Genomic DNA, 20,876 nt, shown 5'->3' on the forward strand with positions numbered 1-20,876 from the left:
CGCGTGCAGGGGGCCGGGCGGCTGCGCCCTAGCGGGGTGTGCGGAAGCGGTTCACAAGTTCCGACGCCGGGTGCGGGCCCGTGTGCTCGGGGTGACGGGGCAGGCGGTGCGGCATCGAGCCGTACCAGGTGCGCGAGACGGCATACCCGAAGGCCAGGCAGATCATGCCGCCCACGGCGTCGAGCCAGAAGTGGTTGGCGGTGGCCACGATGACGACGAGGGTCGCCGTGGGGTAGAGCAGGCCCAGGATCCGGGCCCAGGGGGCCGACGCGACCGCGAAGATCGTCAGCCCGCACCAGAGCGACCACCCTATGTGCATGGACGGCATCGCAGCGTACTGGTTCGACATGTGCTTGAGGTTCCCCGAGGCCATGGAGCCCCAAGTGTGGTGGACCAGCACGGTGTCGATGAAGTCCTGCCCGTTCATCAGCCGGGGCGGCGCGAGCGGGTAGAAGTAGTAGCCGACCAGAGCCACGCCCGTGGTGGCGAAGAGGACCAGCCGCGTGGCCGCGTACCGGCCCGGATGCAAGCGGTAGATCCACACCAGCACGCCGATGGTCACGACGAAGTGGAGCGTGGCGTAGTAGTAGTTCATGCCCACGATCAGCCACGTCACGGAATTGACGGCGTGGTTGACCGACTGCTCCACCGCGATGCCGAGGGTCCGCTCGACACCCCAGATCCAGTCGGCGTTCGCGAGGGCGATCGACTTCTGCTCGGGCACCGCGTTGCGGATCAGCGAGTAGGTCCAGTAGCTGACCGCGATCAGCAGGATCTCGAACCAGATGCGCGGCCGGCGCGGGACCCGCAGCCGGGAGAGCAGGGCGCGGTCGGAACCCGGGCGGGTCTCGGTCTCGACCACTACGGGTGAGGAGACGTCCGTCCGGGTTTCCAGTGTCTTCACGCTCGATTCACCCATGGGGAGAGAGTCTGCCAGATGAGCTCTCGCCTCCGATCATCCCTCCGGACGGTCTTCGGCGCAGCCGCTCCGTCTCAGGTACGAGACGCAGCGCGCCGCTGCCCGGGGCCCGACGCCGTGGAGCCGCGGACCACCAGTTCCGGCAGGAACACGAATTCACTGTGCGGGGCCGGCGTACCGCCGATCTCCTCCAGCAGCGTCCGCACCGCCGCCTGCCCCATCGCCTGCACGGGCTGGCGGATCGTGGTCAACGGCGGGTCGGTGAAAGCTATGAGCGGGGAGTCGTCGAAGCCGACGACCGAGACGTCCTGCGGCACCCGCAGCCCCTGCTGGCGGGCCGCCCGGATCGCACCGAGCGCCATCATGTCGCTCGCGCACACCACGGCCGTGCAACCACGCGAGATCAGCGCCGCCGCGGCGGCCTGGCCGCCTTCGAGGGAGTAGAGGGAGTGCTGGATCAGTTCCTCGGTCTCGGCCTCGTCGAGGCCGAGGCGCTCCTTCATCCCGGCCCGGAAGCCCTCGATCTTGCGCAGGACCGGCACGAACCGCTTCGGGCCGACGGCGAGGCCGATGCGGGTGTGGCCGAGCGCGGCGAGGTGGGTGACCGCGAGGTGCATCGCTGCGCGGTCGTCGGGGGAGACGAAGGGCGCCTGCACCTTGTCGGAGAAGCCGTTGATCAGGACGTAGGGGACACCCTGGCCGCGGAGTTGGTCATAGCGGCCCATATCGGCCGTCGTGTCGGCGTGCAGGCCGGAGACGAAGATGATTCCGGAGACCCCGCGGTCGACGAGCATCTCGGTCAGTTCGTCCTCGGTGGACCCGCCGGGCGTCTGTGTGGCCAGCACCGGCGTGTACCCCTGGCGGGTCAGGGCCTGGCCGATGACCTGCGCGAGCGCCGGGAAGATGGGGTTGTCCAGCTCGGGCGTGATCAGTCCCACGAGGCCCGCGCTGCGCTGGCGCAGCCGTACGGGACGCTCGTAGCCGAGGACGTCCAGCGCGGCCAGCACGGATTCGCGGGTGCCCGCGGCCACACCGGGCTTGCCGTTGAGCACGCGGCTGACTGTGGCTTCGCTGACCCCCGCCTGGGCTGCGATGTCGGCTAGCCGTGCGGTCACGGGATTGGACTGTACCGGCCGCCACGTCAAAATGCCCACCACGTGCACGAATCCGGGGGAAGGCGGACGGTGCGCCCGTCGGTCTCCACGGGGGCGCTGGAGAGTACGGGACGACCGGGCGCGGGGAGTTCGACGGGGTCGGGGCGGGTGTTGAGGGTGCAGGCGAAGCCGGGGCGGGTGAAGAGGAGGACCCCGTCGGGTGCGGGCAGCCAGCGCATTCCGCAGGGGTCGGGGGACGGGTCGGCCTCCGCCGCGCCCAGCCCGGGCATCGCTCGGCGCAGTTCCAGGGCGGCGCGATAGAGCTCCAGCGTGGAGTGCGGGTCGCCGGTCTGGGCGGCGACGCTGAGGCCGGCCCACGCCGTGGGCTGCGGGAGCCAGCTGCCGGCCGGCCCGAACCCGTAGGGGGGCTCCGACCCCTCCCAGGGGATGGGGACGCGACAACCGTCACGCAGCCCGTCCTGCCCCTCCGCCTCCGGCGCGGTCAGTAGATCGTCCCCGGCGTCGGCCTCGGCCTCCGGCCCGGCGTCGGGTCCGGCCCCGGCCTCGGCGTCGGGTCCGGCCCCGGCGTCGGCCTCGGCGTCGGCCTCGGCCTCCGGCCCGGCGTCGGGTCCGGCCTCGGCCTCGGCGTCGGGTCCGGCCCCGGCGTCGGCCTCGGCGTCTGCCCCGGCCTCCGGCCCGGCGTCCGGCCCGGCGTCGGGTCCGGCCTCGGCCTCGGCCTCGGCCTCGACGTCGGCCTCGGCGTCGGCCCCGGCCTCCGGCCCGGTGTCGGGTCCGGCCCCGGCCTCCGGCCCGGCGTTGGGTCCGGCCTCGGCGTCGGCCTCGGCCTCCGGCCCGGCGTTGGGTCCGGCCTCGGCCCCGGCTTCGGGTCCGGCCTTGGCCCCGGCTTCGGGTCCGGCCTCCGGTCCGGTCCGGGCCCCGGACCCGGTTTCCGGCGCGGGCTTCTGCGCCGGAGGCGCGGTGAGTGGTCCGGACGCCGGCCCGGTTCCCGTGCCGGCCTGCGGGCGGCCGGGGTTCTGGGCCGGCGGCGAGGTCCGGGGGGTGGCCCATGGGGCGTTGTCGGTCCCGGCCTCCGGCCGGGGGGACGGGTGCGCCTGCGGCGCGACGTGCAGTGCGGCCTGCGGCCGACTGCCCGCCCCGGCTTCCGGCCAGGCCCGCGCGCTCGCCCCCGGTGCGGTGCGGGGGACGGCCGACGGGCCGTTGCCCGAGCCGGCCTCCGGGCCGGATGCGGGGGCGCAATCCGGCTCGGAGGGGCGCGGGGCGATGACCGCGGGCACGGCGGGCACGGCGGGCACGGCGGGCTGGGGACGGCGCCCGCGGCGGAAGGCCGGGTCCTGGCGGGATCCGGGGGGCAGGTCCGTGACCTCGGGGAGGCCCAGTTCCTCGCCCTGGTAGAGGTAGGCCGAGCCCGGCAGCGCCAGCATCAGCATGGCTGCGGCCCGCGCGCGGGCCAGGCCCTGCGCCCCGCCCCCGTACCGGGTGACGTGGCGGACGACGTCGTGGTTGGACAGCACCCACGTGGTCGGGGCGCCGACCGCAGTGGTGGCGGCCAGGGACTCGTCGATCACGGTGCGCATCGCCGCCGGATCCCACGGGCAGTTCAGGAAGCGGAAGTTGAACGCCTGGTGGAGTTCGTCCGGTCGGACGTAGAGGGCGAGCCGCTCCGAGGTCGGGGCCCAGGCCTCGGCGACCCCGATGCGCTGCCCCTCGTAGGAGTCGAGGAGGTGCCGCCACGCCCGGTGGATCTCGTGGACCCCGTCCTGGTCGAAGAACGGCAGCGGCTCCGTGCCGATGAGCGTGGCCTGGGCGCCGCGGCCGATGTCCGGCAGGCCCTCCGCCTTGACCATGCCGTGGGCGACGTCGATGCGGAAGCCGTCGACGCCCAGATCGAGCCAGAAGCGCAGGACCGAGTCGAATTCAGCCGTGACCTCCGGGTGGGTCCAGTCGAGGTCCGGCTGCTCGGGCGCGAAGAGGTGCAGGTACCACTCGCCGTCCGGGACCCGGGTCCACGCCGGGCCGCCGAAGACCGACTCCCAGTCGTTCGGCGGGAGGCTCCCGTCCGCGCCCCGCCCGCGGCGGAAGAGGTAGCGCTCCCGGGCCCCCGGCTCTCCGGCGAGCGCGGCCCGGAACCACGGGTGCTGCTCCGAGGTGTGGTTCGGCACCACGTCCACGATGATCCGCAGCCCGAGCTCGTGCGCGGCCCGGACGAGCTCGCCGGCGTCGGCGAGATCGCCGAAGAGCGGGTCGACGGCCCGGTAGTCGGCGACGTCGTAGCCGCCGTCCGCCTGCGGGGAGACGTAGAAGGGCGTGAGCCACACGGCGTCCACCCCGAGGCGGGCGAGGTGGGGGAGGCGGGAGCGGACGCCGCGCAGGTCGCCGATCCCGTCGCCGTTGCTGTCGGCGAAGGAGCGCACGTACACCTGGTAGATGACGGCATCGCGCCACCAGTCACCGCTTGCGGTCGTCGCGTTGCTGTAAGCGCTTGCAAGGCCGACGGCCGTCGACTCGTGGGTCATATCGGGGTCAACGCGGCACCATGCCCCCTGGTTGCGGGCCCGAGCAGTCGAAGACGACTCGAACTAACAGCAAGCTGCGGCAACCGTACGGACACACGGATGTAACGATCCCCTCCGCTTGCAGAAAGTTTGCGCAAGCCCTTTCGGTCCTCTTTCAGTCTTGTTACGTTCCTGGCAACTCGGGACCGCGAGGGCGCGGCCGGGATCATCGAAGGAGTTCATATGCGGCGTGGCATAGCGGCCACCGCGCTGGTCGCGGCCCTGGCGCTCGCGGCGACGGCTTGCGGCGGTGACAACAAGGGCGACGGCGGGACCGACGCCGGCGGCGAGCTTTCCGGCACGGTCACGTGGTGGGACACGGCGAACGACGCCGAGAAGGCCAGCTTCCAGAAGATCGCCGAGGCGTTCACCGCGAAGCACCCGAAGGTGACCGTCAAGTACGTCAACGTCCCGTACGGCGACGCGCAGAACAAGGTCAAGAACGCCTTCAGCAGCGGCTCCGACGCGCCTGACGTGATCCGCGCCGACGTCGGCTGGGTCGCGGACTTCGCCTCCCTCGGATACCTCGACGAGGTCCCGGCGGAGATGGCGAAGAAGGTCGACAGCGAGTTCCTGCCGCAGGCAGCGGCCAGCGGCAAGTACGAGGGCAAGACCTACGCCGTGCCGCAGGTCATCGACACCCTCGGCCTCTTCTACAACAAGAAGATGCTCGCCGACGCCGGCGTCCAGCCCCCCAAGACGCTGGCGGAGCTGAAGACCGCCGCCGAGGCGATCAAGGCGAAGACCGGCAAGGCCGCCCTCTACCTGCGCGGCGACGACTCCTACTGGTTCCTCCCGCTGATCTACGGCGAGGGCGGCGACCTCGTCGACGCGAAGAACAAGACGGTCACCGTCGACAACGAGGCGGGCGTCAAGGCCTTCAAGACCGCCCGCGACCTGGTCGCCTCGGGTGCGGCGATCACCAACGCCACCGACGGCTACGCCAACATGCAGACGGCCTTCAAGACCGGCGAGGCCGCCATGATGATCAACGGTCCGTGGGCCGTCGCCGACACCTACGCCGGTGACCAGTTCAAGGACAAGGCCAACCTCGGCATCGCCGCCGTCCCGGCCGGCTCGGCCAAGGCCGGCGCCCCGCAGGGCGGCCACGACCTCGGCGTCTACGCCGGCTCGAAGAACCGCGCCGCCGCTCACGCCTTCGTCGAGTACATGACCTCGCAGGAGGTCCAGGTCCAGTCCGCCAAGGAGCTGAGCCTGCTGCCGACCCGTACCGCCGCCTACGAGCAGCCGGACGTCAAGAGCAGCGAAATGGTCCAGTTCTTCAAGCCGGCCGTGGACAAGGCCGTCGAGCGCGCCTGGATCCCCGAGAACGGCTCCCTCTTCGAGCCGCTGAAGGTCGAATACACCAAGGCGATCACCGGGGCGTCGAGCCCGGAGGACGCGGCCAAGGCGGCCGGCATCGAGTTCCGCAAGATCCTCAAGGGCTGGAAGTAACGAAACGATGGCTGCTGACACCAGCCAGTCTGTGGTGAAGGCCGCGGACGACGGAGTCGGGAACGACTCCGCCGTCCGCGGCCGGAGCCGCTGGACTGACAGCGGGAACACAGGGAAGACACGCAACACAGGTGGCCTGAGGCGCGCCCTCGCCACCCACTGGTACGCCTGGGCCATGGTCGCCCCGGTGGTGCTCGTCCTCGGCGTGATCATCGGGTGGCCGCTCGTACGAGGCATCTACCTGTCGCTGACCGACGCCAACGAGCGCAACGTCGCCCGTGACATCGGCGCCCGCCACATCGACGCCACGTACGAGTTCATCGGACTCGACAACTACACGGCGGTGCTCGGCGACCCGGTGTTCCTCCAGCGGCTGGTGTGGACGGTGGTCTGGACCGTCGCGTGCGTGTCCATCACGTTCGTGCTCGGACTCACCCTCGCCAACATGCTGAACCGCCAGTTCCGGGGCCGCGCCGCCTACCGGATGGCGCTCATCCTGCCCTGGGCCGTGCCCGGCTTCGTCTCCGTCTTCGCCTGGCGGTTCCTCTTCAACCGCGACAACGGCATCCTCAACAAGGTCCTCGACGGCGGCGGTATCGCCGCCGTGCCGTGGCTCGACGACCCGACGTGGGCCAAGTTCTCGGTCATCGCCGTCAACGTCTGGCTGGGCATCCCCTTCATGATGGTCGCCCTCCTCGGCGGTCTGCAGTCCATCCCCGGCGAGCTCTACGAGGCCGCCGAGATGGACGGCGCCAGCGCCTGGCAGCGCTTCCGCCACATCACCCTGCCCGGGCTGCGCGCGGTCAGCATGACGGTGATCCTGCTCTCCACCATCTGGACCTTCAACATGTTCCCGGTGATCTTCCTGCTCACGCGGGGCGGACCGGGAGACTCCACCGAGATCCTGGTGACCCAGGCCTTCCGGGAGGCCTTCATCACGAGCCCGCGCGACTTCGCCGTCTCCGCGACGTGGGGCGTACTGATCCTCCTGCTGCTCATGATCTTCGCGCTGGTCTACCGGCGCTCGCTGCGCAAGCAGGGAGAGGTGTGGTGACCATGACCACGACCCGCACGCGTACCCGGGGCAGCCGCTCCCCGCTCGCCTCCGTCGGCCTGCACGCGACCCTCGTCGTCGCGTCCGTCATCGCCGTCTTCCCGGTCCTGTGGATCCTGCTGACCTCGCTCAAGCCCGCGCAGCACGCGATCACCACGGACTTCGTCAAGGAACCGACGCTCAGCAACTACACGTACCTGCTGGAGTCGAGCCACTTCCTCGACTGGTTCCTCAACTCCGTCCTGGTCGCCGGCGTCACCACCGTCCTCGGTGTCTTCATCGCCGCCACCACCGGATACGCGGTCAGCCGGTTCAAGTTCCCCGGCATGAAGCCGCTGATGTGGACCCTGCTCATCACGCAGATGTTCCCCATGGCCATCCTGATCGTCCCGCTCTACAACCTGATGGGACAGCTCGGGCTGCTCAACCAGCCCGTCGGCCTGATCATCACCTACCTCACCATCGCCGTGCCGTTCTGTGCATGGATGATGAAGGGCTTCTTCGACACCATCCCGATCGAGATCGACGAATCCGGCCGCGTCGACGGACTCAACCCCTTCGGCACCTTCTGGCGGCTGATTCTCCCGCTCGCCAAGCCCGGCCTCGCCGTCACCGGCTTCTACGCCTTCATCACCGCCTGGGGCGAGGTCGCCTACGCCTCCGCCTTCATGGTCGGCGACGAGAACCTCACCCTGGCCGGCGGCCTCCAGACCTTCGTCACCCAGTACACCTCCAACTGGGGTGCGATGAGCGCCGCCTCGGTCCTCATCGCCATCCCCGCGGCGATCTTCTTCGTTTTCGCCCAGCGTCACCTCGTCGCCGGGATGACGGCAGGCGCCACCAAGGGCTGACCACCCGAGCCTGCCGTTCCCCTCCTGGCCCGATCTCTCCAAGGACGACATGACCCAGCACCTCGCCGACGCACTTCCCACCACCACCGGCACCACGCCCGGCTGGTGGAGAGACGCGGTGATCTACCAGGTCTATCCGCGCAGCTTCGCCGATTCCAACGGGGACGGCATGGGGGACCTCGAAGGCATCCGCAGCCGCCTGCCCTACCTCAAGGAGCTGGGCGTGGACGCCGTCTGGCTCAGCCCCTTCTACGCCTCCCCGCAGGCCGACGCCGGCTACGACGTCGCCGACTACCGAGCCATCGACCCCATGTTCGGCACCCTGCACGATGCCGACGCCGTGATCCGCGAAGCCCACGAACTGGGCCTGCGCATCATCGTCGACCTCGTCCCCAACCACTGCTCCGACCAGCACGAATGGTTCAAGCAGGCGCTGCGCGAAGGCCCCGGATCCAGGCTGCGTGAGCGTTTCCACTTCCGTCCCGGCAAGGGTGAGAACGGCGAACTTCCCCCCAACGACTGGGAGTCGATCTTCGGCGGCCCGGCCTGGACCCGGGTCGCGGACGGCGAGTGGTACCTGCACCTCTTCGCGCCCGAGCAGCCCGACTTCAACTGGGAGCACCCGGCCGTCCAGGACGAGTTCCGCTCCATCCTGCGCTTCTGGCTCGACCTCGGCGCCGACGGCTTCCGCGTCGACGTCGCCCACGGCCTGGTCAAGGCCCCCGGCCTGCCCGACCTCGGCGCCAGGGACCAGCTCAAGCTGCTCGGCAACGACGTCATGCCCTTCTTCGACCAGGACGGCGTCCACGAGATATACCGCTCCTGGCGCCGGATCCTCGACGAGTACGAGGGCGACCGCGTCCTGGTCGCCGAGGCGTGGACCCCGACCGTCGAGCGCACGGCCCGCTACGTCCGCCCCGACGAGATGCAGCAGGCGTTCAACTTCCAGTATCTGACCAGCGACTGGGAGGCGACCGCGCTGCGCGAGGTCATCGACGGCTCGCTCGCCGCGATGCGCCCCGTCGGCGCCCCCACCACCTGGGTGCTGTCCAACCACGACGTCACCCGGCACGCCACCCGCTTCGCCAACCCCGCCGGCCTCGGCACCCAGCTGCGCGAGCCCGGCGACCGCGAGCTCGGTCTGCGGCGGGCCCGTGCCGCGAGCCTGCTGATGCTGGCGCTGCCCGGCTCGGCGTACGTCTACCAGGGTGAGGAACTCGGCCTGCCCGACGTCACCGACCTGCCCGACGAGGTCCGCCAGGACCCGTCCTTCTTCCGCGCGGCAGGCCAGGACGGCTTCCGCGACGGCTGCCGGGTCCCCATCCCGTGGTCGGGCACCGAGGCCCCGTACGGCTTCGGCACCGGCGGCAGCTGGCTCCCCCAGCCGGACTCCTGGGCACAGCTGAGCGTGGAGGCGCAGACCGGCGACCCGTCCTCCACGCTGGAGCTGTACCGGACCGCCCTGCGGCTGCGCCGCGAGCGCCCGGACCTGGGCGCGGGCGAGTCCGTGGACTGGCAGGAGGCCCCGGAGGGCGTGCTGGTCTTCCGGCGCGGGGACTTCCTGTGCACCGCCAACACCACGGGTGCGGCGGTACGGCTCCCCGTCACCGGCGAGGTGCTGCTGTCCAGCGGTGCGACGGTCGAGGACGGCGTGCTGCCGGCCGACACCACGGTGTGGTGGCAGGTGACGGCGGGGTGACCTCCCCCCTCCGGCTGACGGACATCGCCGCGCAGGCCCAGGTCAGCGAGGCGACGGTCAGCCGTGTGCTCAACGGCAAGGCGGGCGTCGCGGCCGGCACCCGGCACAAGGTGCTGGCCGCGATGGACCTGCTCGGCTACGAGCGGCCCGTGCGGCTCAAACGCCGCAGCAACGGCCTGGTCGGCCTGCTGATCCCGGAACTCACCAACCCGATCTTCCCGGCGTTCGCGCAGGTCATCGAACAGGCCCTGGCCGGACACGGGTACACGCCGGTCCTGTGCACGCAGACGCCCGGCGGGGCCACCGAGGACGAGCTGGTGGAGCAGCTGGAGGAGCGGGGGGTCACCGGCATCGTCTTCCTGTCCGGGCTGCACGCCGACTCCCACGCCGACCCCGCCCGCTACCAGCGCCTCGCCTCCCGCGGGCTGCCGTTCGTGATGATCAACGGCTTCAACGAGCACGTGAACGCCCCCTTCATCTCCCCGGACGACCGCGCCGCCGCCGAGATGGCCGTACGGCACCTGCAGGACCTCGGGCACGAACGGATCGGGCTGGCCATCGGGCCGACCCGGTACGTGCCCTCGGCCCGCAAGGAGCAGGGCTTCCGGTCCGTCGTGCCGGACGCGGAGGCCGAGGGGCGGATCCAGCGCACCCTCTTCACGGTCGAGGGCGGCCACGCCGCGGGCGGCGCCCTCCTCGACCGCGGCTGCACCGGCATCGTGTGCGGCAGCGACCCGATGGCGCTCGGGGTGATAAGGGCCGTCCGCGAGCGGGGCCTGCGGGTGCCGCAGGACGTGTCGGTGGTCGGGTTCGACGACTCGCCGCTGATCGCGTTCACCGACCCGCCGCTCACGACGGTCCGCCAGCCGGTACGGGCGATGGCGACGGCGGCGGTGGGCGCCCTCCTGGAGGCGGTGTCCGGGACCCCGGTCCAGCGCACCGAGTACGTCTTCCAGCCGGAACTGGTGGTGCGGGGCTCGACGGGCCAGGTGCCGTAGGGCGGGGTTCCAGCCCCCTCGGCCCCCACCGCCGGTCGGTGGTTGCCCACCCGCCTCCAGGGCCGCGACCTCCCCGGCCGGGGGCGCGAGGCGCCGGCCCCGGCGGGGTTGGGGGTTGCGGCGGGGCGGGATCGGCGGGGCGCGGGGCGGTGGTGTGGGAGCGGGATCCGCCCGGGCGGGGTCGGGGATGTGCTGGGGGTTTCCCGTCAGTCCCATCGTCTCTCCGTGTCGTGCCGGCCCGTCAAGGGCGCTCGTTCCTCGCGTCGCTTCGCGATGTCGCTGCGCTCCACCCTTGACCGACCGTCCCGCCCCGGACATCCGAAAGACTGCCGGGAAGCCCCCAGAGGAACGGGCCGGGGGATCAAGACCCCATCGGGGCGTCGGCGCCGTGCGGGCAGAGCCCGCAGCGCCCCCAATCGCTACGCGCTCCTCGATCACGCGTCCGCAGACCGTCTGGGGCCGGTCAAGAGCCGCCCCCAATCGCTACGCGCTCCTCGATCACGCGTCCGCAGGCCTCGTGGGTCGGACATAGGCCGCCCCAGATGGCTACGCGCTTCTCGATCACGCGTCTGCGATCCCTCTGGGCTGGTCATAGGCCGCAGGCGCCCGATTCGCTCCCCATCGACGGCGACCGGGGGCTGTCCGGGGGAGGGAAAGCGTCAGATGACGGCTGAGGCGAACCCAATCCAGGTCTGGGCGAGGGCGCGCCTCAAAAGGCCGTCGATGTGCACCAATTGCCCCTGCTTGGGGGGACGGTTGGGATGTCGCCCAGGTCTTGATAGGGGTTGGTATCGGCTCAGCCGATGGATCGCCCTCCGTCCCCTCGAATCCGCCCCTCCAGCCCCGAACAAGAGGCGGACGCGGTCTCGGAGGAGCGCGTAGCGATCTGGGGCGGCCTATGCCCGACCCACGAGGCCTGCGGCCGCCTGCTGACAAGAGCGCGCAGCGACTGTGGGCGGCTTTGGCCGGCCCCAGACGGTCTGCGGACGCGTGATCGAGGAGCGCGTAGCGATTGAGGGCGGCCTATGTCCGGCCACAGGGGCTCGCAGACGCCTACAGGCAGGAGCGCGTAGCGATTGATGGCGGCTTATGTCCGGCCACAGGGGCCTGCGGCCGCCTTCCGGCAGGAGCGCGTAGCGATTGGGGGCGCTGCGGGCTCCGCCCGCACATCGCTGATGTGGCCGTCCCTGAAAACAAGGTCCCGGCCCGTTCCTCTGGGGGCTTCCCGGCAGTCTTTCGGATTTCCGGGGCGGGACGGTCGGTCAAGGGTGGAGCGCAGCGACATCGCGAAGCGACGCGAGGAACGAGCGCCCTTGACGGGCCGGCCCGAACCGGAGAGACGATGGGACTGACGGGAAACCCCCAGCACATCCCCGACCCCGCCCCCCCGAAACCCCGCTTCCACACCACCCCGACGCATGGGGGTGGGTGGGCAACCGCCGAGCCGGGGTGGTGGGGCCGCGGGGGTGGAGTCCCGGGTGAGGGGGCGTGCCGCCTCGTCGGAATCCCGCCCTTTCGCCCGGCTCGGCTGCCTTTTGCAGGAATTGATATCCCGTTACCGCCGGCGCGGGCGGCGCGGCGGCCGTGCGGGTCGCTGGGCGGTGAACTCGGCCTCGGGGGGCGGTAGTCGAGGCGTCCGTCCAGCAGGACACGCCTCGGAAACAATTCTGCAATCTCTTGCGCAAACTCTTGCAGGCCTCCGACCTGGCACCTACGGTCGCTCCAATCCCCACCTCTCCCCCCAGGAGGACCCCGCATGCCTGCCAGAGCTGTCAGAGCTGCAATGCTTTTCACCGCCACCGCACTTGCCGCCGCCACGCTCACCGCCACCGGCCCGCAGGCCGCCGCCACACCCCCCGGCGAGAAGGACGTGACCGCCGTCCTCTTCGAGTGGCGCTTCGACTCCGTCGCCAAGGCGTGCACCGATTCCCTCGGCCCCGCCGGGTACGGGTACGTACAGGTGTCGCCCCCGCAGGAGCACGTCCAGGGCAGCCAGTGGTGGACCTCGTACCAACCCGTCAGCTACAAGATCGCCGGTCGGCTCGGTGACCGGGCCGCCTTCCAGGCGATGGTCGGCGCCTGCCACGCCGCGGGCGTGAAGGTCGTCGTCGACTCCGTCATCAACCACATGGCGGGCCCCGCGGACGCGGGCGCCACCCTCACCGGGACGGGGGGTTCTTCGTACACGAAGTACAACTACCCCGGGATCTATTCGGGCGCCGACATGGACGACTGCCGGGCGACGATCTCCAGCTACCAGGACCGCGGCAACGTCCAGAACTGCGAACTCGTCCAGCTCGCGGACCTGGACACGGGCGAGGACTACGTGCGCGGCCGGATCGCCGGCTACCTCAACGACCTGCTCTCGCTCGGCGTCGACGGCTTCCGCATCGACGCCGCCAAGCACATGCCCGCCGCCGACCTCGCCAACATCAAGTCGCGGCTGACGAACCCCGGGGTCTACTGGAAGCAGGAGGCGATATTCGGGGCCGGGGAAGCCGTCCTGCCGAGCGAGTACCTCGGCAGCGGCGACGTGCAGGAATTCCGGTACGCCCGCGACCTCAAGCGCGTCTTCCAGAGCGAGAACCTGGCCCACCTGAAGAACTTCGGCGAGGCGTGGGGCTACATGCCCTCCGCACAGAGCGGCGTCTTCGTCGACAACCACGACACCGAGCGCGTGGGCGACACCCTCACCTACAAGGACGGGTCCGCCTACACCCTCGCCAGTGTGTTCGCCCTGGCGTGGCCGTACGGATCGCCGGACGTCCACTCCGGCTACGAGTGGACCGACAAGGACGCCGGCCCGCCGAACGGCGGCACGGTCAACGCCTGTTACTCGGACGGGTGGAAGTGCCAGCACGCCTGGCGGGAGATCTCCTCCATGGTCGGCTTCCGGAACGCGGCGCGCGGTCAGGGCGTCGTGAACTGGTGGGACAACGGCGGCGACCGGATCGCCTTCGGGCGCGGCTCCAAGGCCTACGTCGCGATCAACCACGAGGGCTCGGCCCTGACCCGGACGTTCCAGACCTCGCTCCCGGCAGGCGACTACTGCGACGTGCAGAGCGGGCGCACCGTGACCGTCGGCTCCGGCGGCCAGTTCACCGCCACGCTCGGCGCCGGGACCGCACTCGCCCTGCACGTGAACGCCCGTACCTGTTCGGGCACCCCGGCGGCCTCCGGCGGGGCGGCCTTCTCCGTCAACGCCACCACCGTGCCGGGGCAGAACATCTACGTCACCGGTGACCGCGCCGAGCTCGGCAACTGGAACACCGGCGGCGCTCTGAAGCTCGACCCGGCGGCCTACCCCGTCTGGAAGCTCGACGTCACCCTCCCGGCGGGCACGTCCTTCGCGTACAAGTACATCCGCAAGGACGCCTCCGGGAACGTCACCTGGGAGAGCGGCGCCAACCGCACGGCCACCGTCCCCGCGAGCGGCAAGGTCACGCTGACCGACACCTGGCGCAGCTGAACCGCCCCCACAGACCAGGGCCGCCCGGCACCACCTTCCCCGCCCCCCGCCGGGCGGCCCTCATCCATGCGACACGTACACAAGGAGACCCGCCTTGATACGCCCTGCAGCAGGAGTGCTCGCCGCCGCCCTGGCCGTGACGCTCCTGCCCGCCCTCCCCGCCGCGGCCGCCGAGGCCAAGGTGCCCGCCCCGCCCTCGGACGCGAAACTGGCCGCAGAACCGGCCCGCAACGACCTGACCCGCGAGCAGTTCTACTTCGTGCTCCCGGACCGGTTCGCGAACGGTGATCCCGGCAACGACCGGGGCGGGCTGACCGGCTCCCGCCTGGAGACCGGCCTGGACCCCACTGACAAGGGCTTCTACCAGGGCGGCGACCTCAAGGGGCTCACCGACCGGCTCGACTACATCAAGGGGCTCGGCACCACGGCCATCTGGATGGCGCCGATCTTCAAGAACCAGCCGGTGCAGGGCAAGGGCAACGATGTCTCCGCCGGCTACCACGGCTACTGGATCACCGACTTCACCCAGGTCGACCCCCACTTCGGCACCAACGACGACCTCGAGCGGCTGGTCGACAAGGCGCACGCGAAGGGGATGAAGGTCTTCTTCGACGTCATCACCAACCACACGGCCGACGTGGTCGACTACCGGGAGGCGTCCTACTCGTACCTGTCGAAGGGGGCGTTCCCGTACCTGACCAAGGACGGGGTGCCGTTCGACGACAAGGACTACGCCGACGGGAAGGGGAAGTTCCCGAAGGTGGACGGGGAGTCCTTCCCGAGGACCCCGTTCGTGCCGGGCGCGAAGAAGAACCTCAAGGTCCCCGCCTGGCTCAACGATCCGACGATGTACCACAACCGGGGTGACTCCACCTTCGCCGGCGAGTCCTCCGAGCAGGGCGACTTCTTCGGCCTGGACGACCTGTGGACCGAGCGTCCCGAGGTCGTCAGCGGGATGGAGAAGATCTACGAGAAGTGGGTTCGTGACTTCGACATCGACGGCTTCCGCATCGACACGGTCAAGCACGTCAACACGGAGTTCTGGACACAGTGGGCGACGGCCCTCGACGAGTATGCGGCCGAGCGCGGACGCGACGACTTCTTCATGTTCGGCGAGGTCTACTCCGCCGACACCGCCGTCACCTCCCCGTACGTGACACGCGGGCGCCTCGACGCCACCCTCGACTTCCCGCTCCAGGACGCGATCCGCGCGTACGCCTCCCAGGGCGCGGCGGCCTCCCGGCTGGGCTCCGTCCTCGCCGACGACTACCGCTACACCTCCGGCAAGGCCAACGCCTACGAGCAGGTGACCTTCCTCGGCAACCACGACATGGGCCGCTTCGGGACCTTCCTGAAGCAGGACCGGCCGGGCGCGCCCGAGCAGGAACTGCTGGGCCGCTACCGGCTGGCCAACGAGCTGATGTTCTTCTCCCGGGGCAACCCGGTGATCTACTCCGGTGACGAGCAGGGCTACACCGGCGCGGGCGGCGACAAGGATGCGCGCCAGCCGCTGTTCGCGTCGAAGACGGCCGACTACCTGGACGACGACCAGCTCGGAACGGCGCGCACGCACGCGAGCGACGCTTACGATCCGGAGCACCCCCTCTACAAGGAGATCAGTGCTCTCTCGAAGCTGACCAAGGCGCACCCGGCCCTGCGGGACGGCATCCAGAGCGAACGATTCTCCGACGGTTCCGTGTACGCCTTCGCCCGTACCGACGCCCGCACCCGTACCGAGTACCTGGTCGCCGCCAACAACGCAGCCGAGTCCCGCACCGTGGAGATCGACGCCCCGGCCGGCACCCAGTACCGCACCCTGTACGGCGGCTCCGCGCTGATCCGCGCCTCCGCCGCGGGCAAGCTGACGGTCGTCGTCCCCGCCCTCGGCTCGGTGGTCCTCCAGGCCGTCACCCCGCTCGCCGCCCCCACCGCCAAGCCCGCCCTGACGCTGAAGGCCCCGGCCCCCGGCGCCACCGGCACCGTCGAGCTGTCCGCGGACGTCAGCGGCGGCGGCCTGAACCGGGTCGTCTTCGCCGCGCAGACCGGCAACGGCAAGTGGCAGGTCCTCGGCTCCGCCGACCACGCCCCCTACAAGGTCACCCAGCACATCGACGCCAAGACCCCGGCAGGGACCGCCCTGCGCTACAAGGCGGTCGTCGTCGACTCCGCCGGCCGTACCGCGAGCGCCCTCGCCGGGTCCGCCACCGGCCAGGCCCCGCCCGCCGAGGTGCCCACTGCCACCCAGCGCGACTACGCGGTCGTCCACTACAACCGCCCCGACGGGGACTACACCGACTGGCGTCTGTATGCCTGGGGCGACATCGCCGAAGGGGAGGCCACGCCGTGGCCGGCCGGCCACGCCTTCACCGGCCGCGACGCCTACGGCGCCTTCGCGTACGTCAAGCTCAAGCCCGGCGCCTCCTCGGTCGGCTACCTCGTCATCGACAAGGACGGCAACAAGGACGTCGCCGCGGACCGCACCATCGACGTGACGAAGACCGGCGAGATCTGGCTGGAGCAGGGCAAGGAGCCCGCCCGCACCGACCGCCCGGCCTACCCGCCGCAGGACCAGGGCAAGGCCGTCCTGCACTACCAGCGCCCCGACGGCGCGTACGACGGCTGGGGCCTGCACGTGTGGACCGGGGCCGCGACCCCGACCGACTGGTCCAAGCCGCTGCTGCCGACCCGTACCGACTCCTACGGGGCGGTCTACGAGGTCCCGCTCGCAGCCGGCGCCACCAGCCTCAGCTACATCCTGCACAAGGGCGACGAGAAGGACCTCCCCACCGACCAGTCCCTCGACCTCAAGGCCACCGGCCACGAGGTGTGGATGCTCGGCGGCCGGGAGAAGTACCTCCTGCCGCAGCCCGCCGGCTCCTCCGCCGCCCTCGACCTCACCAAGTCCCAGGCCGTGTGGCTCGACCGCGACACCGTCGCCTGGAACGCCCCCGCGGCCGCCGCCTCCGTGCAGCTCCTCGCCTCCCGCGAAGGCACCGTCAAGGCCGAGAACGGCGCCCTGACCGGCCCCGCCCAGTGGCTTCGGCTCGGCCGCACCGAGCTGACCGCCGCGCAGAAGCAGAAGTTCCCGCACCTGGCCGCCTACACCGCCTTCACGGTGGATTCGCGCGACCGGGACCGCGTCCGCGAGGCCCTGCGCGGCCAGCTCGTCGCCAGCGCCCGCGCCGCGAACGGCGCCGTGCTCGCCGCCACCGGCGTCCAGCTCGCCGGCGTCCTCGACGACCTGTACGCGACGACCGCCGCCCTCGGCCCCGTCTTCAAGGACGGCCGCCCCACCCTCTCCGTCTGGGCACCCACAGCCCAGCAGGTGTCCCTCGAACTCGACGGCCGCACCGTCGCCATGCGCCGCGACGACGCCACCGGCGTCTGGTCGGTGCGCGGCGAGCGCTCCTGGACCGGGAAGCCGTACCGCTACGCGGTGACCGTCTGGGCCCCCAGCACCCGCCAGGTGGTCCGCAACCTCGTCACCGACCCCTACTCCACCGCCCTGACCGCCGACTCCACCCACAGCCTGGCCGTGGACCTGGCCGACCCCAAACTGGCGCCGCCCGGCTGGAAGCAGCTGCGCAAGCCCGCGGCCGTCCCCTTCACCTCCGCGCAGATCCAGGAGCTGCACGTCCGCGACTTCTCCGTCGCGGACCGCACCAGCGGCCACCCCGGCCAGTACCTGGCCTTCACCGACACCGCCTCGGCGGGGATGCGCCACCTGCGCGACCTGGCCGGCGCCGGCACCTCGTACGTCCACCTCCTGCCCGCCTTCGACATCGGCACCATCCCGGAGAAGGCGGCGGACCGCACCGAGCCCGCCTGCGATCTCACGGTGTACGCGCCGGACTCGCAGGAGCAGCAGGCGTGCGTGGCGGCGGCCGCCGCCAAGGACTCCTACAACTGGGGCTACGACCCGCTGCACTACACCGTCCCCGAGGGCAGCTACGCGAGCGACCCGAACGGCACGGCCCGCACCGTGGAGTTCCGCAGGATGGTCCAGTCCCTGAACGGGGCCGGGCTGCGCACGGTGATGGACGTCGTCTACAACCACACGGTCGCCGCCGGGCAGTCGGACAAGTCGGTCCTCGACCGCATCGTCCCCGGCTACTACCAGCGCCTGCTGGCCGACGGCAGCGTCGCCACCTCCACCTGCTGCGCCAACACCGCCCCCGAGAACGCCATGATGGGCCGCCTCGTCGTCGACTCGGTCGTCACCTGGGCGAAGGAGTACAAGGTCGACGGCTTCCGCTTCGACCTGATGGGCCACCACCCGAAGGCCAACATCATGGCCGTCCGGGCCGCGCTGGACGCCCTGACGCCCGCCAAGGACGGCGTGGACGGCAAGAAGATCGTCCTCTACGGGGAGGGCTGGAACTTCGGCGAGATCGCCGACGACGCCCGCTTCGTCCAGGCCACGCAGAAGAACATGGCCGGGACCGGCATCGCCACCTTCTCCGACAGGGCGCGCGACGCGGTCCGCGGCGGCGGCCCCTTCGACGAGGACCCGCGCGTCCAGGGCTTCGCGTCGGGCCTGTTCACCGAGCCCAACGGCGCACCGGCCAACGGCACCCCGGCCGAGCAGCGGGCCCGCCTCCTGCACGGCCAGGACCTGATCAAGGTCGGCCTCTCCGGCAACCTCGCCTCGTACGCCTTCACCGACACCTCCGGGCGCCGCGTCAAGGGCTCCGAGGTGGACTACAACGGCGCCCCGGCCGGCTACGCGGCCGCCCCCGGCGACGCCCTCGCCTACGCGGACGCCCACGACAACGAGACCCTCGCCGACGCCCTGACCTACAAGCTCCCGCCCGCCACCGCCAACCGCGACAAGGCCCGCATGCAGGTCCTGGCCATGGCGACGGCCACCCTCTCCCAGGGCCCGGCCCTCTCCCAGGCCGGCACCGACCTGCTGCGCTCCAAGTCCCTGGACCGCAACTCCTACGACAGCGGCGACTGGTTCAACGCCATCCAGTGGGACTGCCGCGCCGGCAACGGCTTCGGCCGCGGCCTGCCCCCGGCCGCCGACAACGCCCCGAAGTGGCCGTACGCGAAGCCGCTGCTGACGGGACCGGCGCCCACCTGCACCGACATCACCGCCACCGCGGCGGCCCACCGCGACCTGCTGAAGATCCGCACCACCGAACCGGACTTCGCCCTCACCACGGCGGAGGCCGTCCAGTCCCGCCTGGCCTTTCCGCTGTCGGGACGGGAGGAGACCCCGGGCGTGATCACCATGACCCTGGGCGACCTGGTGGTGGTCTTCAACGCCACCCCCACCGCCCAGCCCCAGCGCGTCACCGCCCTCGCGGGCACCGCCTACCGCCTGCACCCCGTGCAGGCCGCCGGCTCCGACGCCACGGTCAAGCAGTCCGCCTACGACGCAAGGACAGGAGAGTTCACCGTCCCCGGCCGTACCGTCGCCGTCTTCACACGACGGTGAGCCGGTCCAGCCGCTTCTCCAGCAGGATCACCCCGTAGACCCTGCCGTCCTTCCCCCGCTTGTCGGGGAGCTCCCCGACCACCCGGTAGCCCGCGTCCAGGTAGTACGCGAGCAGCCGGGGGTTGGTGGAGACGCAGTCCAGCCGCGCCCGCTCCCGCCCGGTCCTGGCCGTCCGCCGCTCCGCATGTTCGAGCAGCCGGCGGCCGGCCCCGGCGGGGGCGGTCTCGCGCGACACCATCAGCCGGTGCACATAGCCCGCCACGGGCGGCTGGATCCCCCAGGCCTCCTCGTCGGACCACCACAACTCGTAGGCCCCGCACACCCGGCCGTCGGCGTCGCCGGCGAGCCACACCTCTCCGTCGTGCATCTTCGACCGGAAGTGCGCGGCGTCCTTGTCGCCGGGCTTCCACTGCTCGATCCCGTGCTTCTGCATCCAGCGGGCGGCCTCGTCGTACAGCCGCACCAGCGTCCCGGCGTCCTTCTCCACGGCAGGCCGGAACAAGATCCCGTCGTCAATGATCACGCGGGCATTATCGGTGATCACGACCGGTTGTGATCAAGGGAGTGCGCAGGATGCGCGCACGCTCACACCACAGGGGCCGCTCCGCCCGGAACGAGCCCGACCAGACGCCCGACCAGCTCCCCGAAGGGCCCGTCGGCCGGCTCGTCGGCCAGGATCCGTACGAGGATCCCCGCCATCTCCGCGTCGTACGCGGCGCTCACCGCGGCCAGCGCCGCGAAGTCGTGCACCAGCTGCAACTCCAGCTCGCCCCGCGGGATCCTGCGCCCGTCCAACCAGATCAACGCGGTGGACTCGGCGAGCGAGACCCACGAGCGCACCACGAGCTCCAGCCGGGCCGGCACCTCGTCCAGCCCGATCCCCAGGTGCGTGAGGATCTGCTCGTACGCCGCCTGCCGGACCTCGTCGATCATCGCGTTGGCCCGGCTGCTGCCGGCCGCGGGACCGCCGCGCATCAATGCCGAGAAGCCCGGCCCGTGGTCCTCGACGAAGGCGAAGAACCGCCCCATGACCCGCAGCAGGCGCGCCCCCAGCGGCCCCTCCCGGGGCTCCACGAACCGCTGGGCCAGCTCGTCGGCCGCCCTCCGCAGCGCCGCCTCGTACAGGCTGAGCTTGCCGGGGAAGTAGTGGTAGACCAGCGGCCGGGATATCCCGGCGGCCGCCGCTATCTCGTCGATCGACACGTCGTCGGGGGACCGGTGGCTGAACAGCTCCAGGGCAACCCCGATCAGCTGCTGCCGCCGCTCCTCGACACCCATCCTGCGCCGCACTCCGGTCGTCATGCGGACACCCTACTGGGGC

The 20,876-nt window shown here is 71.3% G+C and carries 12 protein-coding genes; 7 read left to right on the forward strand and 5 right to left on the reverse strand.

The genetic code is table 11. From position 1 onward, the window contains the following. Positions 1 to 28 precede the first annotated feature (28 nt). The 3 genes from ACZ6JS_RS06805 to ACZ6JS_RS06815 all read right to left on the reverse strand — a co-directional run bounded on the left by ACZ6JS_RS06805 (position 29) and on the right by ACZ6JS_RS06815 (position 4,547). Positions 29 to 919 carry a phosphatase PAP2 family protein gene (locus ACZ6JS_RS06805; RefSeq protein ID WP_469296264.1) on the reverse strand — a complete coding sequence of 297 codons (891 nt, stop codon included), beginning with the start codon at positions 917 to 919 and terminating at the stop codon, positions 29 to 31. A 74-nt stretch (positions 920 to 993) separates the two neighbouring features. Next, positions 994 to 2,034: a LacI family DNA-binding transcriptional regulator gene (locus ACZ6JS_RS06810; RefSeq protein WP_469296266.1), complete on the reverse strand. Its 1,041-nt coding sequence runs from the start codon at positions 2,032 to 2,034 to the stop codon at positions 994 to 996. A 26-nt stretch (positions 2,035 to 2,060) separates the two neighbouring features. Further along, on the reverse strand, positions 2,061 to 4,547 hold the full coding sequence (locus ACZ6JS_RS06815; protein ID WP_469296268.1) for an alpha-amylase family glycosyl hydrolase: 2,487 nt from the start codon (positions 4,545 to 4,547) through the stop codon (positions 2,061 to 2,063). A gap of 222 nt (positions 4,548 to 4,769) precedes the next feature. On the opposite strand from ACZ6JS_RS06815, the gene ACZ6JS_RS06820 reads away from it, so the two are divergent. From ACZ6JS_RS06820 to pulA, 7 genes are all read left to right on the forward strand, one after another. After that, positions 4,770 to 6,041 (forward strand): extracellular solute-binding protein, encoded by a 1,272-nt coding sequence (locus ACZ6JS_RS06820; RefSeq protein WP_469296269.1) that lies wholly within the window; start codon positions 4,770 to 4,772, stop codon positions 6,039 to 6,041. A gap of 7 nt (positions 6,042 to 6,048) precedes the next feature. Continuing rightward, positions 6,049 to 7,095 carry a carbohydrate ABC transporter permease gene (locus tag ACZ6JS_RS06825; RefSeq protein ID WP_469296271.1) on the forward strand — a complete coding sequence of 349 codons (1,047 nt, stop codon included), beginning with the start codon at positions 6,049 to 6,051 and terminating at the stop codon, positions 7,093 to 7,095. 2 nt (positions 7,096 to 7,097) lie between these two features. Beyond that, positions 7,098 to 7,946, forward strand: coding sequence for a sugar ABC transporter permease (locus ACZ6JS_RS06830; protein WP_469296272.1), 849 nt, complete (start codon positions 7,098 to 7,100; stop codon positions 7,944 to 7,946). A gap of 49 nt (positions 7,947 to 7,995) precedes the next feature. Then, on the forward strand, positions 7,996 to 9,645 hold the full coding sequence (locus tag ACZ6JS_RS06835; RefSeq protein ID WP_469296274.1) for a glycoside hydrolase family 13 protein: 1,650 nt from the start codon (positions 7,996 to 7,998) through the stop codon (positions 9,643 to 9,645). Further along, positions 9,642 to 10,643: a LacI family DNA-binding transcriptional regulator gene (locus ACZ6JS_RS06840; protein ID WP_466490240.1), complete on the forward strand. Its 1,002-nt coding sequence runs from the start codon at positions 9,642 to 9,644 to the stop codon at positions 10,641 to 10,643. The genes ACZ6JS_RS06835 and ACZ6JS_RS06840 overlap by 4 nt, the downstream gene beginning before the upstream one ends. 1,756 nt (positions 10,644 to 12,399) lie before the next feature. Beyond that, complete coding sequence (locus ACZ6JS_RS06845; protein ID WP_469296275.1) at positions 12,400 to 14,112, forward strand: carbohydrate-binding module family 20 domain-containing protein; 1,713 nt, start codon at positions 12,400 to 12,402, stop codon at positions 14,110 to 14,112. Between the two features lie 94 nt (positions 14,113 to 14,206). After that, positions 14,207 to 19,555 carry a pullulanase-type alpha-1,6-glucosidase gene (gene pulA / locus ACZ6JS_RS06850; RefSeq protein ID WP_469296277.1) on the forward strand — a complete coding sequence of 1,783 codons (5,349 nt, stop codon included), beginning with the start codon at positions 14,207 to 14,209 and terminating at the stop codon, positions 19,553 to 19,555. Here pulA and ACZ6JS_RS06855 read toward each other — a convergent pair. Together ACZ6JS_RS06855 and ACZ6JS_RS06860 are read right to left on the reverse strand one after the other, a co-directional pair. After that, entirely contained in the window at positions 19,542 to 20,078 is a 537-nt protein-coding gene (locus ACZ6JS_RS06855; RefSeq protein WP_469296278.1) for a GNAT family N-acetyltransferase, read from the reverse strand. The genes pulA and ACZ6JS_RS06855 overlap by 14 nt on opposite strands. A gap of 62 nt (positions 20,079 to 20,140) precedes the next feature. After that, complete coding sequence (locus ACZ6JS_RS06860; RefSeq protein ID WP_060178225.1) at positions 20,141 to 20,857, reverse strand: TetR/AcrR family transcriptional regulator; 717 nt, start codon at positions 20,855 to 20,857, stop codon at positions 20,141 to 20,143. Positions 20,858 to 20,876 lie beyond the last annotated feature (19 nt).

The organism is Streptomyces sp. NPDC046349 (genome assembly GCF_055587885.1).